Here is a 19,755-nt window from a genome sequence, read left to right as displayed (position 1 = left end):
ATTACCAGATATTTTTTTATTATAGTTAATATTTAATATTTAATTTTTTATTATATCAATTTATTTATGCTCTTTCATATATATATATTTTACCACCTCTAAATCACTGAGTCACTTAATTACATCATAATATAGTTTTATACAAATAAAATACTTTATGTTTAATTTAATATATAAAATTCACCTTCAAGAAAATTATATTATAATCTGACATTTTTATCTTATTTTTTCAAAATATATTGAATCTTCTTACTTTATTTTGTAAAATTATGCTTAGGGGAAATATATTTTAGGAAAATATGAATATATAATTTTTAGTCAACTAGTTATTTTAAGTTTTTAACTTTTAAAATAAAATATATCTAATAAAAGGGAGATTGTATTATGTTTTCTAAAAAAAATGAGGGTAACGAATTTAGTAATGAAGGAAAAGGAAGCTCTAAGAAAATAATTAAATTCTTTAAGAGCACAAAGGGTATTGCTCTACTGGCATTTATTTTAGGCGTGTTTTTTGGCAATATATCCTCACCATCTTGTTCTGAAGACCATGAGGAGGTCATTTCTAACCAAACATCAGTTATAGATTCTCAAAAAACAGAAATAGAAACTTTAAATAGCAAATTGTCTGATGCTGAACCATGGTTCAAAATGAAAGACGACGAAAAGAAAGCTATTGAAGCTGAAAATCAACGTAAAGCTGAAGAAGCTAAAAAAGCTGAAGAAGCTAAAAAGGCTGAAGAACAACGCAAAAAAGAAGAAGAGGAGAAGAAAGGATATGATACTGGTATTACTTATGACCAATTAGCTAGAACACCTGATGATTATAAGTACAAAAAGGTAAAATTTGAAGGTAAGGTTATTCAAGTTATTGAAGATGGTGATGAGGTGCAAATAAGATTAGCTGTGTCTGGAAATTATGATAAGGTTGTACTATGTAGTTATAAAAAATCAATAACTCCTTCAAGAGTATTAGAGGATGATTACATAACTATAAGAGGTATAAGTGCTGGAACTATAACTTATGAATCAACTATGGGTGGAAATATAACTATACCAGGGATAGCTGTAGAGAAAATTAATTAATATTGTTTTGTATTATAGTTAATATTTTATATTATAGTCAATATGTTTAAAGATGTTTTTATAATTGCAAATAAACAGTTACAAGGCTCTAAATTAGTTTTTGCTTTTAGCATATTATCTATTTTTTATCAACTATTAATTATTTAGTATTAATATTTCCATATATGAATTTTATTATAAAATAGTCAAGAATAATAGATTATTAAATGATAGAAAAATTTTAACTAAAAGTCATGTATTACAATAACACATGACTTTTAATTAAATCTCAATATTTATTATATAAAAATAATTTCTTAGTAGCACAGGAATAATTTTTTATCAAACATATATTTTAGCCATATATCCCAGGGGCTTTTACTCCATCAACACCAAAGAAATATATAACACCATCAATCTCGAAAAGTCCACCAGCTGCAGCCATAGCAGTATCAGGCATAAAGTAATATACTTTACCATTAATAGTTTGCCATCCAGTAACTGCTTTTGAATTATTACCAAAGTAATATATTTTTCCAAGTAAATGTAGGAATCTATTTTGATAACGTATAGCTTGACCTTCTATATTGTTAGCATCCGTATTAGCAGGTGCAAAGTATTCAAATCCATTAGACCCTTTAAACACTCCTATCTGAGGTAAACCATTTCTAAAGTAAAAATTTTTATTATCAATAGTTTTATAACCATTCGCACCCATAGCTGTATTAGGCTCGAAGTAATATCTATTACCATCAATAGTTACCCAACCAGTAGCCGCTTTTGAATTATTACCAAAATAATATATATTGTCATGTAAATATAGGAATCTATTTTGATAACGTATAGCTTGACCTTCTATATTGTTAGCATCTGTATTAGCAGGTGCAAAGTATTCAAATCCATCAGGTCCTTTAAACACTCCTATCTGCATAATACCATCAGTATTAAAATAAAAATGTTTACCACTAATAATTGTATAACCAGTTGAAGCTATAGAAGTGTTAGTATTAAAGTAGTATTTTTTACCATTAATAGTTTGCCATCCAGTAACTGCAACAGCAGTGTTAGTATTAAAGTAATATTTTTTACCATCAATAGTTCGCAATCCGGTAACTGCTTTTGAGTCACTACCAAAGTAATATTTTTTACCATTCAAAGTTAAGAATTTATTTTGGTAAAGTATAGCTTGACCTTCTATGTTATTATTATGAGTATTAGCAGGTGCAAAGTATTCAAATCCATTAGGTCCTTTAAACACTCCTATCTGCATAATACCATCAGTATTAAAATAAAAATGTTTACCATTAATACTTGTATAACCAGTTGAGGCTATGAAAGTGTTAGTATTAAAGTAATATTTTTTACCATCAATAGTTTGCCATCCAGTAGCTGCTTCAGCAGTGTTAAGATTAAAGTAATATTTTTTACCATCAATAGTTTGCCATCCAGTAGCTGCTTCAGCAGTGTTAAGATTAAAGTAATATTTTTTACCATCAATGGTTTGCCATCCAGTAACTGCTTTTGAGTCATTATCAAAATAATATTTTTTGCCATTCAAAGTTAAGAATTTGTTCTGGTAAACTATAGCCTGACCTTCTATGTTATTATTGTGAGTATTAGCAGGTGCAAAATACTCAAATCCATTAGGTCCTTTAAATACTCCTGTTACCATTTTAGATTCATTATTAGCATCAAAATAGAAATTATTTCTTTCAATAGTAATATATCCATTTTGAAGAATTCCATCATAACTAAAGTAATACTTGTCATTATTTATAGTGCATAGATGAATTGCAGCAATAGCATTATTAGGATTAAAGTAATATTTCTTATTGTTAATAATTCTCCATCCAGTAACTGCTTTTGAGTCACTACCAAAGTAATATTTTTTACCATTCAAAGTTAAGAATTCATTTTGGTAAAGTATAGCTTGACCTTCTATGTTGTTAGCATCCGTATTAGCAGGTGCAAAATATTCAAATCCATTAGGTCCTTTAAACACTCCTATCTGCATAATACCATCAGTATTAAAATAAAAATGTTTACCATTAATAATTGTATAACCAGTTGAAGCTATAGCAGTGTTAGTATTAAAGTAATATTTTTTACCATCAATAGTTTGCCATCCAGTAGCTGCTTCAGCAGTGTTAGTATTAAAGTAATATTTTTTACCATCAATAGTTTGCCATCCAGTAGCTGCTTCAGCAGTGTTAGTATTAAAGTAATATTTTTTACTATCAATAGTTTGCCATCCGGTAACTGCTTTTGAGTTATTATCAAAGTAATATTTTTTACCATTCAAAGTTAAGAATTTACTTTGATAAACTATAGCCTGACCTTCTATGTTATTATTATAAGTATTAGCAGGTGCAAAATATTCAAATCCATTAGAGGTACTAAACACACCTATTTTCACTACACAATCACTATCAAAATAAAAGTGTTTACCATCAATAGTTTTATAACCATTAAAGGCAATAGCGGTATCAGTATCAAAGTAGTATCTACTACCATTAACAGTCTGCCAACCTTTTGAGATGATAGCAGTGTCAGGATTGAAATAATACTTATTATTGTCAATTACTTGCAATCCGACTGCAGCAATAGCATTATTAGGATTAAAGTAATATTTCTCATTGTTAATAATTCTCCATCCAGTGACTGCTTTTGAGTCATTATCAAAATAATATTTTTTGCCATTCAAAGTTAAGAATTTACTTTGATAAACTATAGCCTGACCTTCTATGTTATTATTTTGAGTATTGGCAGGTGCAAAATATTCAAATCCATCAGGTCCTTTAAATACTCCCAACTGCATCACACCATCATTATTAAAATAAAAGTGTTTACCATTAATAATTTTATAACTAGTTAAAGCTGCTCCAGTATTTATATCAAAATAATATTTTTTACCATTGATAGTTTGCCATCCAGTTACTAAGTTAAATTCTATAGGATCAAAATAGAATAATGAATTATTTATATTGATTAATCCTTTAACTAATTTACTATCTTCATCATAGTAATAAGTTTTATTATCTATTATTTTAAATCCTAAATGATCTCTATCTAATTCATTTTCAGAATTAAATGATTTAAAATTACTCATTATATATCCTAATGATAGTTTTTTAATATCTTTAAAATCTATACTCATTTTATTAAATGATTGAGTATTAGATAAGATACCTTTGATTCTTATTTTTTGTAATATTTTTTTATTACTTTCTTCTAAGTATCTAACTAAAATAAAGTCACTTCCTTCTGTAGACCATTTATACTCAAAAGAAGAACTATCTAAATTTATATTTACTTTTTTGTGGAATGTATTTGGGTTAAGAACTATAATCTCAGGGTAGTACTCATTTGAATAATAATTGGTATTAATATTTATTAAACTTGTATATAAATCAGGTGCTATCAATACTTTATTGATATATCTATCTATTCCATAGAGAGGTTCATAGGAAAAATCTAGTGAAGTAGATATATCTTCACCCGTATCAGGATTATATATAGGCTCTACTACAACATTTCTACCATTTCCGCTAAATATAGTGCTTTTAGATGACGATGTTTTCCATTCACCAAAATATATATCTATATTTTTATTATTGTCACAAATAAATTCTACATATCCAAGATTAGTTTTACCAACAAGGGTAAAGTATTTATCGATTACAAAATTTATATTTTCAAACCCAAACAATTTCCAGAAACTTATATTGTCCAAAAATAAATTCATAAAATTAGAAGTATTATGGTGTCCATCTGAATTTTTCACAAAATCAAGGTAAGATGAGTATACGGATTCATTTAAATATAATCCATTTACTTTTACTTGATTTTTACTAACTAAAGAAATAGAGAAATCTATACTTTTATCAGTATTATTATCAACATAGTATTTTCCTGTTATAGTATTAATATCATCTTTCATAAATACATTTATATCTTCAGCAATAAAATCTTTACTGTTAAATTCTAATGTACTGTCATTATAAAATTCTAATATATTTTTACTGTCTTTTTTATAATGTATTATGCTTTTTTGACTTGTTTTAGATATAGCTCCAAAATATTTATTATTAGATTCATCAGTGTAATTGTACGCTATATTTTTACTATCTAGGCCTAAAGTATTGATTTTCTCAATAGTATTAGATAAATTGGATATCAAATAATTTTTATCCCCAGACAATAACAAACTATAAGATTTTGCAACAAGATTTATTTCTATTATTAAACTAATTTTATCATCTAACTCACAAGTCAAGAATATATATCTATCTTTATTATCTATATCGCCTGAAAAATCTATTGTTTGATTGCCTATAATAAGTTTATTTTTATTTATATCAATTTTACTTAAAACATCTTTTATTAACTTTCCTTTTTTAATAGTACCATTTTCTATAGATATTTCTCTTACTTCATTATCAATATTAAATATCCATAAATCATCTTTAGATAAATTTATATTCGTTGATATTGGATATGAAGATAATAATAAAGAGTAAGTTCCTCCTGCTCCATCAAATGAATAAGATAATTTGTTTCTAATTTCGTTAGTAGTTATAGTTGGCATTATGAAGTTTCTAGTATCTTTATCTAGTTTAATTTTAATATTAGTGTCTTCATAAACTGGTTTTAATGTAGTTATTGCATAATCGAAAAAAGCATAGAATCTCCAGTAAAATTTACCTGGGTATAAATCTCTTATTGAATCAAGTAATCTAGTTCCGTCATTTTCCAATGATCTTAAACCTGGAACTGCTCCAGTTTCCCACCAAAACACTCTTGAAGGAGCATTAGGTAACATCATTATTTTTTTTGAAAAATCTAGATTTTCTGTTTCTATACCTATTGCAGAATAAATTGATAATGAAGGAATATGAGAACTTATAGATGGAGATGAGAAAAAGTGATCTATATTACCAGTCACTGTGTGTCCTGATCCCCCCTCCATTGCTAATATATTACATGTTCCTAGTTTTATCGAATTATTATTAAAATCTATTTCTGATATTACTAAATCATCAATAGGAACTAAAATTTTATCATCTTCTGTCTTAAGAGGGCCATATTTTTTAGATTCAGACAAATGATTAAAATAGTTTACCACTGAAGTTGCCTTATCATGCAATATTAATTCATTATTAACTAATGAAGGTATTCCTGCAGATATACCAGCTATAGGTAATAAGAAAATAGTAACTTCAGCACCTATTCCAACAATTGAAGCTACAGTTGCAGCTATAGATAATGACATATTTATTGCTAAAACACCCACCTTAGCTTCTAATTCTTTTTTTAGTAATGGGTCATGTTCGTCTAGTAATTCCTTAATTGCTGCACCTAAGTTTATTCCGTCTAATATAGTAGATACAATAGGTATCCCCTCTGTTATTGTAGGTAGTACATTTATAGTATCATTTACTGCATTTGATATTAAATTTACTAATTGGATAGAGTCATATATAGTATTTAAACCTGTACTAAATAGTTGAGCATAAAGTTGAACCTTAACTGAGGTACTTAAATCATTCAGTACATCTTTATTGCTACTATAATCTATTAATGATTGAATAAAGAATGCTGCGTTTAATGTATTAACTTGAGAAGTATGATCTAACTGTATATTATCCAATAAATTACCATTAACATCTGTAATTATACTATTCTTTATAGTACTTATTTCTTTTGTAATATGTTCGCTATATTTTGAAAAAATTTCTTTTTCTGTTTCTACATAAACTGACTCACCATTACTTTTGTTAATAAATCTTACAGAGTAAGTTGAATTATTTTTTGAGATATCTTCAAAAGATATTAAATACTTCTCATCTAGATTATTTAATTTTTTTAATTCATATAATTCATCAGATACATTTTCAAGTAGATTGAACTCATCTATTAAATCATCTATAGAATTGTGAATTATATTTTTAACAGGCTCTAATTTTTCATAATAAATGTAATCACCAATAGAAGATTCAATATTAAGCTTAAGATTATTTAAAATAAATTTTGTATCAGGACTAACACTTGCATCAAGTAATAATGTTTTTATATCTTCTGATATTGATGCTAATCCTGGAATATTCTTGGACTTTGCTTTTAGCTTATTATCTATAGAATCAAAAAAAATGTATTCTTTACTAGATAAATCGCTCATAATAGCTTCTTCTTTATTTATCCATTTACCTGAGTGAGCCAGAAGTTCTTTTCTTCCCTCACTATTAATTCTTACTTCATATTGATTTGCTCCTATAGTAATAGAATTTTTATTTACATCAGGTAAAGTGGAAGTAATTTTGTCCATAATACTTAATAGCAACTTCCCAGGATAAGTTTCTTCAACATTAAAATCATAACTAAACATATTACATCCAAGTAAGTTTACTTCTACATTTTTAGGTGATATATCTAATTTTATGGTATCTAAAAATGAACTTATCTCATTGGAAAGTGAATCTACACTTAATCTAGCAAATTCGCTTGTGTTGAATTCATCTTTACCATGTCCAATAAAGGTTACTTTTACTTTTTCCTTATTTTTTAATCTTTCAGGTATCCTATATTTATTTAATTCTAAAATAGATTCTCCATCATCACTTAAAAAGTAGCTTTTTGCACTTTCATTCATATTTCGTTGTATAATAATACTATTTTTAGGATTTTTAGAAAATAAATTGCATGTTGCTTCATAACTTATATCATCTCCTTGTAACTGTATGATATAATGAACATAATTTTTACTTCCAGCTTCTTCTACATTGTTTGATGGAATTTTATTATTTAATAAATAGTTTTTGTCGAGGGCAGTATTTTTATTAAAGTCTACCCCATTGTCTTCAGAAAGAGATCCACCAGTATAATCTCTTACATATTTCTCAAATTGATATTTTGCACTTGCTTGATCAAAGCTCCATAGACTATTTATTTCTTGTTCTGTCAATTGAGATAGATTATTTTCTGGGAATTTAAATTCTATTAAATCTGATGCTTTTAAAGTTTTTTCTATAGTATTTTCTTGTAAATTTATGAAATCATAGTAAGCTGACGCATAAGCTCCTGGACCACTTAAACTTATTGTGGAGCGAGCTTCTGGCATAAAACCTACTTGTAAGTATGGTGCTATTTTTGTTAAAAACATAGAGTTTTCTGCGGTAGCTGAATTAAATAATGAATCATGAAAAATTTTAGTAGTATCTGTGAAGTTATTATCAGACTCTATGGCTGGGTTAAGGTGTTGGTTTAAAAATTGATATCTATTTTTTACTTGTTCTATTACTAGGTTAGTAAGATATGAACCTTGTTTTGATATCAAGGCTTGATTTATAACACTGCCTAAAGCGAAAGCTATTTTAATTTCAAGATCAGATACATTTAAATTTTCTAATTTAGAAAATATCTCAGATTTTTCACTTTTACTTTCTATAATGAGTTTAAAATTATCTTTTAATTGTTGATCAAGTTTATCAAAGTTTTCTGATGTATAATTATTTATATATTTTTTATACTTCATAATAGCCTCTAATTTTATCATTTCCCAACGGTCTAGTCCAATAGAGCTAGGTCTAGATATTGTTTTAAATAAATCAGAGTGAATACCTGGAAGCATATCAACATCTAAATATACTCCGCCAAAATTTTTTAGGGCTAATAATCTTACTATGTCAGATGCTGCAGCTAAATTTCCACGATTTAACAACTCCTGACTATAAATATTTAATAACTCTTGTTCTGTAAACAAACTATTAGCCCTGATATCTATCCCATGATTACTATTTATTTTTCTCAAAGAATTTGTTCTATATGATTCTAATACAGTTTCATCTCTATTATATTCAGATACTAGATGAGACTTTATAATATCATCTATTGTAGGTACTGTAGGTTTATTGATTTGAGATTTATAATAATTTATAAACCTTTTTTGTCTATCATATATAAATTCCATCCTTTTTTTGTAAAATTTCATATTATCAAATTGAGGATTTTGAATCTCTTCCTCTAGTAGCTGTAATGCTTCAGTGGTAGAAGATTCAACTATAGCCTTTTTTAGTGTATTTACTAAGAATGCTTCACTATCATACCACAGTTTAATATTATATTCTGCATTAATATCAGCCCATTGTTTTATGTATTCAAGAGCAATATCACTGACTTCTCCACCTATCCATACAAAATGTAAATTTTTTTCTACAGGGCTTGTATTGGAATTTTTAATAAGAATTACTTCTTTTAATATATCTTTTTTTAGATTAGAGAGTGCTCTATTTCTGCTTGAAGTTTTATATTTATTCATAAAAACATCAATTGATTCATTTAGTTTTTTTAATTGTAAATATTTATTTTCATTATTGTTTGTAGTTAACTTATTATATTCGTCTAAATTAGTTAGTATAGTTTTATACTCATTTTCTCTTGGTCTAATGCTATATGCGAGTTTTATTAACTCTTCTTTAGATATTAAAGACATAAAAACCTCCTAGTATTATTATTTTTGATAATAAATCCACTTCTATAACCACATTTATTCCTTCTGAAATTTAAATTGATTTTCTTGTTTTTAAACTTTGAAAATAAATCTTATACACTCCTTTCTATTTTTTAAAAATAAATTAATATTGATTTTTTATAATTTAAGTTTTCATATTTAAATCACTTCCTAACATTTCAATTTAAAGATACTCAATTAGTTAATTGACTCTTCTATTAGATAAGGAGATTGTCTGATAGTAATTTGTAAACATATCTTATATTTTTTTAATGTTTTTATTTCTTTATATATTTTTCCTATAACTTTTAAACTATCAATTAAATCATTTATTAAGGTTTGATACTTATTTTCTATATCATTTTGTCCTTCATCACGTATTTTTGTGTTTTTGAATAATTTCCATCACAATTTACACATATTTCTATGTTTAACTATTATAGTTTGTGATATCTGTAACTAATGTAGCTTAATAGATTTTACCAACTGACCATGCACCATCTTTGTGAACCAATGTTTGATATACTACCTTGTCATCTATATAGTAATGAACACTTGCTTCGAAATTATATGTATTTAATACTTGTGTGTCTCTTGGCATCTGCTCCCTCGTTTTCATTATTAGTTTCATGAATTATGATAACTTTCAGCTATTCTTATTTGGATAACACTTTTTATTTGTTAATATCTTTATTATATCTACCATTACTTACTTTTCATCCTTAGCATTCATTTCATCTGTCATTGCATCTAGTAAAATTGCTATTTTTTCCTTTAATCTCTTAGGTACTGGTAATCCACATAAGCACATATTTTTTAATATACTTACACTTTCATATAAAATAAATAAAATAGAGAAAAATTCAGATATTCCAAGATGTTTTAGTCTTAAAAAATTGATACAATCTTGTGGTAACATAAATAAAAAGTTAAACTTTGTAAGAATGTCAACTACTGATAAAAAAAATATACATGCTATCATTGCTACTTTTCTGATTCCTCCATCTATTCCAAAACTAGAATTAAATTTACGACTTTTTATTGCACTTAAACATCCTAATAATGTATCAAATGATATAGTTAAAATTACTAACTTTATAAATATATGCTCTGATAAAAAAGATATTGTCATATTCATAACGCCTCCTAGGTTTATATAAAAAAATATTTTGTTACCATTAGAAATATAAAAAGGTGAACTACTGTGCATTCATCATAGTCCACCTTTTTATTGGTAAATCTTCATATTAGATAGAACACTTTATGTAGTGTATCATTTTGTTTATTTTTATATATTTAAGTATAAGAGGATATATTTAACATATTTTTATCTATTCACTAATCACTAATTGAGCTGTATCAGGATCAAAATAATACTCCTCACCATCAATAATAACTGAACCAGTTGCTGCAATATATTCATCTGTAAAATAATATCTCTTTTCATCTAAATCTAACCAACCAGTATAGTTTATTGATTCTCCCTCAAAATTCTCATCCAAAGTATTTTGATGTGCAAAGTATTTAAATCCATCTGGTGTATTAAATACTCCAATCTGCATGACACCATCTTCACCAAAATAGAACATCTTATCTTCTATATTTATATAACCAAATTGCATTTCACCATTCTCATTAAAGTAATAATTATTATTTTCAAATGATATAAGACCCGTTCTCATTATGCCCTTCTCATCAAAATAATATTTTATATCATCAATTAAATTAATACCTTTGCATGCTTTTTTAGTTTCTGGATTGAAATAATATTTATCACTTTCATTTTCCATATCATATATCCATCCAGTCTCAATTGTATATGTTTCTCCAAAATAATATACATCTTCCCCAACTCTAACTAAACCACTATATTCAACTGCTTGTCCGTAAATATTATCATTTACAGTATTAGCAGGTGCAAAATATTTATATCCATCTGAAGTATCAAATACACCAATTTGAACTATACCATTATCATCTATATAGAAATAATTGTCATCTATGTTTTGTACTCCAGATTCTATAATTCCAGAGTCAGAGAAGTAGAAGACTTTATCATTTATAGTGACAAATCCAACTTGCATAATTCCATCATCATTAAAATAATATTGACCATCATTTATTAATGACAAACCTATATATGCTTCTGCTGTATCTTCATCAAAATAATACTTTGAACCATCCTCTAAATCTTTCCATCCAACTACAGCTGTAAATGAATCATCAAAATAGTAAATTTTATTATTGAAATTTAATATACCAGAATATGAGATTTCTTCACCTTCTTCATTTCCTAAATCTTCATTATGATGAGCAAAATATTTAAATCCATCTTCTGTATTAAATACTCCTATTTGCATTTCTCCGTTTTCAGCAAAGTAGAAATGCTTGCCATCTATTTCAGTGTAACCTACTTTCATAACACCAGAATCATCAAAATAGTGTTTATTATCATTTATACTAACAAATCCTTTTTGCATAACTCCATCAGAATTGAAATAGTATTTATAATCACCTATTTGATTTAGACCTTTAAAAGCTTTACCTGTTTCTGGGCTAAAATAGTGCATTTCACCATCTAATTCTTTCCATTCTACAGCTCCTCTATAATTATCATCAAAATAATAAATATTTTCGTCAATAATTAATTTTCCAGTAAAATCAATTGCTTCTCCTTCTAGGTTTTCATCAAGTGTATTAGCTGGGGCAAAATATTTAAATCCATCTTCTGTACTAAATACACCTGTTTGTAACACTCCACTTTGGTTGAAATAATAATTTTTGTCATCAATTATTGTCTCTCCAATTGAAGCAGCTCCACCATTAATTGGATTAAAGTAGTATTTATCATCGCCTACAGTCACAAATCCAGTTATCAAATTATTTACTGGTGGTTTAAAATAATATAATGAATCATTAATATATATTAATCCAGATACCATCATTCCAAAGTTATTAATATAAAATTTCTCATTATATAAAGAAACTAGACCCAAATCATAGCCAATCAATCCATCCTCATAATATGAAGGTGTAAATGATAAGATTATTTCACTTACAGGTACATCTTGTTTATCACTAAAGTTAAAAGATAGCTTATTTGCCAAAGTCTTATCTTTAAAAACATTAACGAATCTTATTTTAACTTGTGACACCTTATTTTCTTCACTAGTTGACATAAGAATAAAATCATTACCATCATTACTCCATACATATCGTATAGATAGATCATTGATATTAACATTTATTTTTTCATTTATATAATTTGCATCTAATACAATAACTTCTGGATAAGTATTATTTGTTTCATATACAGGCGTTATATTTATTTCATCTGTATAAATATTTGGTGAAATTACAACTTTATTAACACAACTGTCTATTCCATAAAGATACTTTTGAGAGAAATTGATAACAGTTGAAGATATATCTCCAGAATCATCTAAATCATAATTTGGTTCCACTATCATATTTTGTCTATTTCCTACATATAAAGTATAATTAGTTTCTAGTGTATTAAACTTAATGAAATATGGTTGTATATTATCATTTTCATCACAAATAAACTCAAATTGGCCAATAGAAGTAGTACCACTTATTATAAAATTAGCATCTAATATAAACTTAATATTAGATTGTAAGAAATTAACGAAAATACTTTTTATATTCATACTTTCTAAAAAGCTCATTAAAGAATCTGAAGTATTTGTATTACCTTTTCTATTCATGAACTTCAAAATCTCAGCTACTCCACTTTCATCTAAATGCACACTATTTAACTTTATAGTTTTTTCATCTTGTAGAGTCAAAGAAAGAGAGATTTTTATATCATCCTTAAGATAATAACCTGTTAATATATTAACATTATCTTTAGTTATAACTTTGACATCTTTCAAATTATTACTATAATATCCAAATGAAGGCTTACTATCATCCATATAAACCTTACTTATAAGAACTACATCAGGTAATTCAGATACAAATAAACCTTCTTTTGTTGAACCATTAATAAAACCATTCTCTTTTCCTTCACTATCTACAAAGCTATATGGTATATTTTTCTGTAATTCGCTATTGAATCCTATATAATCTATTTTCTGTTGAATATGATTTGAATTTAACATCAATATTTTTAATTCGCCAGAAATAAGTAATTTATATGATTTAGATAATAAATCAACTTCTATAATTGCATTTATTCCTTCTAAAATTGAAAATGTTAAAGAAACAAATCCATTACTTCCATTTACCTCACCAGAAAAATTAATCTCATGGCTATTTAAGATAATTTTATTCTCTTCAATACTTAGTGTAGATAAAATACCTTCTATTAAATCACCTTTTTTAATTTTATCAGATTCTATAGTTACATCTCTCACAACATTATCAACATCTATAATCCAAACATCACTTTCACTTAATTCTATATTTATACCCATATTATATTGAGAAAGAGACAATGCATAAGTTCCTCCTGAACCATAGAAAGAATATGATAATTTTTCTCTTATATATTCTGTAGTTATTATTGGAACTATAAAACTTCTAGTATTACTATCTAAATTTATTCTTATATTAGTATCTTCATATCTTGGTTTTAATGTTGTTATTAAAGCATCAGCTATAAAAGCAAAATATCTCCAATAAAACTCACCTTCATAGTTATCTCTTATACGGTCTAACAGTTTTGTGCCATCATTTTCTAAGCTTCTTAAACCTGGTGTCCATCCTGTTTCCCAAGCAAATACTCTATTTGGAGCATTAGGTAATACCATTAAATCTTTTGACAAATCAAGTTCTTCTTTTTGTACTTCCAATACGTCATATATAGATAAGTGTGGCTCTCTATATGTTATTGATGGTGCTGAAAAGAAGTGATCTATATCATCAGTTACAGTATGACCTGAACCACCTTCCATTCTCCAGATTTCACATTTACCTAAAACTATTGAATTATTATTAAAATCTATTTCTGATATCACTAAATCATCTTGTGGCATCATTATTTTATCATCTAATAAAGTAAATACTCCTTCAGTTTCAACTAATGAAACATGTTTAAAATAATCTACAACCTTTGTTGCCTTATCTCGAAGTACAAGTTCATTGTTTACTAAGCTTGGTATACCTGCTGAAATTCCTGCTAAAGGAACTAAAAGTATACTAAATCCACTAGCTACCCCCAAAGATGAAGTAATGATTGCAGTTGTAGCTGTTGTTAAATTTACTGCCATTATACCTATCTTAGCTTCTATTTCTTGTCTTAATAATGGGTCACTCGTTTCACTTAGCTCTTTGATTGCTGCACCTAAACTTACACCATCTATAATAGTTGCAATTATAGGTAATCCTTCAGATAATGTAGGAAGTAAGTCTATAGTTTCATCTAATGCAGTTGATACTAATTCAACAACTTTGGCTGCATCTGTAATAGTATTTAAACCAGTACTAAATAATTGAGCGTAAACTTGGACTTTCATTGCTACACTTAAATTACTAAGAGATTCTTTAGAACTATTATATTCTATTAATGATTGTATAAAAAATGCAGCATTTAAAGTATTTACTTCGTGTGTAGTATCTAAATTTACTTTTTTTACTAACTTACCATTTACAGTATCAAATATAGTACCTTTTATCTTAGAAATCTCTTCAGTTATATGATTAGCATATTCAGAGAATATTGTTTTTTCAGTTTCTACAAATATAGATTCTCCAGTTTCTTTATTAATAAATCTTATACTAAATCCCTCATCAGTCTCTGATATGTCCTCAAAAGATATAAAATGAGAATCTTCTAATTCATTCTGTTGTTTTAAGTCACATAGTGCATCAGAAATAGATTCTATTAGTTTAAATTCATCTTTTATATAATTAATAGAGTCAGAAGTTAAATTCTTAGCTTCTTCAATCCTTTCCTCAACAATTTGCGTATCTATATTTGAAATAACATTTATCTCACATTCTGTTAACATTACTTTTTCTTCTAGTTCAATATCACTTGAATTAGAATTATTTCTAATTTCTTGTAATAATGTAGATAGCTCAGGTAAATTTTTAGATTTTACTGTAATTTTATTTTCTTTAGGATTAAATGATATATATTCTTTTGATGAAATATCCTTTATAATACTTTCTTCTTTATTTATCCATTCACCAGAATGATCCAATAATTCTCTTCTTCCTTCACTATTTATTCTAACTTCATATTGATTTGCACTTACTATAATAGAGTCTTGACTTATAGATGGCATTAATTCTGATATTTTATCTTTAACTTTAAGTAATAATTTTCCAGGATAAGTCTCCTCTACGTTGATAGAGTAGCTAAACATATTACATCCTAATAAATTTATTTCTATTGACTTAGGAGAAATATCCTCTTTAGCTAAATCTATTGCTGCTTCTATTTCTGTGGATAATGAATCTACATCAAAACCTGCAAATATATCAGTATTAAATTCATCTTTACCATGACCAATAAATGTTAATTTAATCTTAGGTCTATCAGAAATTATACTTGGAATTTTATACTTGTCTATTTCTTGTATTTCACCATCTCCAGGATTATAATAATATGCAATTTCTGAATCTTCTATATTTTTCTGAAATAGTACACTATCATAAGGAGTCTTTGCAAATAAGTTACATGCTGCTTCATAACTAATTTTATCTCCTTGTAACTGAACAATATAGTGTATATATCCTCTCTCTGAACTTCTTGCTAATGAAGATATTTTTTCTAAAAGATACTCCTTGTCAACTACTATATTTTGAGAAAAATCAAGATTATCATCTTCACCAAGAGAACCTTCAAAATAATTCCTTTTATATTCTTCAAATTGAGCTTTAGCTCTTGCATCGTCAAATGACCATAAGCTAGCCATTTCTTGTTCAGTTGATTGAGAAATATTAGTTTTAGAGATTTCAAAGTTTCTTAAATCAGCTTCTATCAAATGGATATTCATACTGCCTTCTTTAAACATTAATAAATCTTGATAAGCTGCCGCATATGCTTCAGGGCCACTTAAGTTAATAGTAGTTTTAACATCTGGGAAGAAACCAACTCTTAAATACTTTCCTAGTTCCATCATAAATCTACCATTATCTGCATTAGCTTCAGCCATTATACTATCAATAAAGGTATTCGTTGTAGTATTAAAATCATTATCCTCGCTAATAGCTGGATTTAAACTATTATTCAATATTTTATATCTATTCTCGATTTGTTTTACTATTAAATTGCTACAATATGAGTCTTTCACAGAAATTAGCCCTTGATTTATAATACCCTTACTATTAAATGCAATTTTAACTTCTAGTGGTGATGCCTCCATATCACCAAGTGATGAGAATATTTCTGATTTATCTGACTTAGAAGCTAGAACAGATTCAAAACTACTTTGAACTTCTTCGTCTAACATGTCAAAATGTTCTGAGGTATATTCTGGTATATATTCTTTGTATTTCATTATAGCTTCTAACTTTGTCATTTCCCAAAAATCCACTGTTACTGAACTAGGTTTCTCTATAGACTCAAATAAGTCTGGTTGTATTCCTGGTAACATATCAACATCTAAATACATACCACCAATTTCTTTTAATGCAGATATTCTTAATATGTCAGAAGCAGCAGCTAAATTCCACCTTTCTACCAACTCTTGTTCATATAAGTTGAATGACTCTCCATTTTTAAATTCTTCAAAGTTTCTAACATCATTTCCACTATTCTGTGTAATTTTATTTAAGGATTCTTCAATATAGGTATTAAGTTCATCTATCTCCTTTGAATACTCATTTGAAAGATATGTCTTTACAATATCATCAATTATAAGTTCAGGATTTTCTTCTCTTTGAGCTTTATAGTAGTTTATGAAATTTTTCTGTTTATCATAAATTATTTCCATACGTTTTCTGAAGAATTTATTATAGTCAAATCTAGGGTCATTTAAGTTTTCTCTAAATGATTCAAGTGTATCATTTATTGCTGATTCTACTACAGTTTTTTTCAATGTGTTTATCAAAAATGCATTACTATCATAAAAAACATTAACATTATAATCACTATTTACATCTTTCCATTGATTTATATAATTAATAGCAGTGTCATTTATTTGACCTCCAATCCAAACAAAATGTAAATTTTTCTCAACTGGAGTTAAATTATTATTCTTTAGCTCTAATACTTCTGTAACTAGATATTCCTTAAATTTTTTTAAGGCTTTATTTCTACCAGATTTTTTATATGTATCTATATAAATATCTGTTAAACTATTTATATCTTTTAATTTTAAATATTTTTCGACTACAGTATTCTCTGACATATTATGATATTCTTCTAAAGCATCCAATATTGCAACATATTCATCTTCTTGAGTACGAAATCTTACATTTGCCATTTTTTCTAACTGTTTTCTATTAACTAAACTCATAAAATTTTCTCCTTTACTATAATATTTTTACATCTAAATGCTAAAACTCTTTTATATATCCTCCTTTCTATTTATAAAATATACTAATATCTACTTAGGTTTTCATATACATTCACTTCCTAACATTTTAAATTTAAGACACTCAGTTGATTAATTTGCTCTTCGATTGAATAAAGACGTTGTCTGAAATAAATATGTAAACTTTGTTCTATATAAAATATAAAAATTAAGATATTCTTAGATTAAGTTATTGATTTTACAATAAAGTTAATTCTAAAATTTGATTTCTATTGTAAATATTTCTTTAAGCTCATTAATTACAAGTTAAAATAATTTTCATAGTCTTTTTTTATTTTTTTAAATGCTCTATTTTTAGCCTTATTAACAGCTTGTCTAGATATTTTTAATTTCACTGATATTTCTCTATCAGAATATCCTTTTAAATATTTATAAAAAATAACTTTTCTTTGAATACCAGATAATTCTTTCAAAATATATTCGAAAAAACAAATATCTTCCTCAAAAACAGACTTACTTTGATAATTATTTTTCATATTTAAGATATTTTCATCAAATTCTACAAAATTAAACTTCATTTTAGAATATCTTCTAGACAACTCAAAAGTCTTATTCAGTAATGATTTATGAATATATTTGACTATAATAGCATCGCTTTTTTCTGAAAAGCTACTTAATTTAATATTTTTTATTAATTCAATAAAAAATATTATTAAATCTGTTTCTCCCTCTTCATAATGTAAAACTCTACTAAGTTTTTTTACTAATGGCTTAAACATAAATAAAATTTCTTGCAAATCATCTACTGAGTTATTTCTTGCTAAAACAATTAATTCATAAAAAGACTTTTGCATAAAATCATCCTCTCTTATATTTATAATGATGATTTATTTGAAAATTTTGACAACATCGGAATTAAATCAGTCATTATAATTATATAATCGGCAAATAAATTAAATTTTATATGAAAATATGCATTATGAATACATTAATTTTAATAATTAATTAGTAATCTTTTTCTAATAAATAAAGTATTTTAGCAATAAACTTTATATTAATAAAGTATTGTAAAAACAAATCATTTTATTAAAGTAAAATAAAAAAAATCTATATGACATGTTTTTATATTTATATTTCTTTTTTCTTAATTTTCAGTCTTTTTTGAAGTTATAACTAGATTTTAAAATAGATCAATTTTCAAGTAACAATTACATAATTATTAAATAATTATGTAAACTTTATAATTTAGTCAATAAATAAAATAAAATTTATTACATACACATTTTTAACTTAATCAATCATTAAATTAAAATCTTTTCAAACTAAATATTTTCAAGACTAAAATAGTATCTTTTATGAAATCTAGAAACCTTTTTATATTTTAGAACATTCTCCTCTCTTAAGATAATTTTTTTTTGTTTATTAATATTTTTTATTATTTTTTTAACAAACTATCAGAGTAGAATTATTTAATATTTTGTTATTTTTAATCAAATGAACGAATATTATATATATCATTCATAAAAACTTTATATAAAGAATAGAAACAAGTTCTAGATTACTATAGAGATGACATATCAAAATATTTTTAAAAAGTAATTTAAGTATTAGAAGTAATTGAAGTTAGTAAATATAAATGCGTTTACTTTTAAGTATTGCTTAAGGGAATAAAAAATAAAAATAAACTCTGCAACCATCTAAAAATAGTTGCAGAGCTTACAAAACCAAAATTATCTA

At 26.0% G+C, this 19,755-nt stretch carries 6 protein-coding genes; 1 reads left to right on the top strand and 5 read right to left on the bottom strand.

The window, feature by feature from the left end; translation table 11 throughout:
* The first annotated feature begins 384 nt into the window (after positions 1-384).
* Positions 385-1,083 carry a glycosylating toxin anti-sigma factor TcdC gene (gene tcdC, locus CDIF1296T_RS04160; protein ID WP_009895697.1) on the top strand — a complete coding sequence of 233 codons (699 nt, stop codon included), beginning with the start codon at positions 385-387 and terminating at the stop codon, positions 1,081-1,083.
* 334 nt (positions 1,084-1,417) lie between these two features.
* On the opposite strand, the gene tcdA is transcribed toward tcdC, so the two are convergent.
* The 5 genes from tcdA to tcdR form a co-directional block, all read right to left on the bottom strand.
* Positions 1,418-9,550 carry a glycosylating toxin TcdA gene (gene tcdA, locus CDIF1296T_RS04155; RefSeq protein ID WP_021377821.1) on the bottom strand — a complete coding sequence of 2,711 codons (8,133 nt, stop codon included), beginning with the start codon at positions 9,548-9,550 and terminating at the stop codon, positions 1,418-1,420.
* A gap of 487 nt (positions 9,551-10,037) precedes the next feature.
* Positions 10,038-10,169, bottom strand: coding sequence for a hypothetical protein (locus CDIF1296T_RS19875; protein ID WP_009895694.1), 132 nt, complete (start codon positions 10,167-10,169; stop codon positions 10,038-10,040).
* 108 nt (positions 10,170-10,277) lie between these two features.
* Positions 10,278-10,778: a holin-like glycosylating toxin export protein TcdE gene (gene tcdE, locus CDIF1296T_RS04140; protein WP_003434540.1), complete on the bottom strand. Its 501-nt coding sequence runs from the start codon at positions 10,776-10,778 to the stop codon at positions 10,278-10,280.
* A 121-nt stretch (positions 10,779-10,899) separates the two neighbouring features.
* Positions 10,900-18,000 (bottom strand): glycosylating toxin TcdB, encoded by a 7,101-nt coding sequence (gene tcdB / locus CDIF1296T_RS04135; protein ID WP_009895693.1) that lies wholly within the window; start codon positions 17,998-18,000, stop codon positions 10,900-10,902.
* A gap of 317 nt (positions 18,001-18,317) precedes the next feature.
* Positions 18,318-18,872: a glycosylating toxin sigma factor TcdR gene (tcdR, locus tag CDIF1296T_RS04130; protein ID WP_003434528.1), complete on the bottom strand. Its 555-nt coding sequence runs from the start codon at positions 18,870-18,872 to the stop codon at positions 18,318-18,320.
* Positions 18,873-19,755: the final 883 nt, after the last annotated feature.

The sequence above is a fragment of the Clostridioides difficile ATCC 9689 = DSM 1296 genome (assembly GCF_001077535.1).
In the GTDB taxonomy this organism is placed as follows: domain Bacteria; phylum Bacillota; class Clostridia; order Peptostreptococcales; family Peptostreptococcaceae; genus Clostridioides; species Clostridioides difficile.
This window is presented reverse-complemented; position numbering and strand designations above follow the sequence as displayed.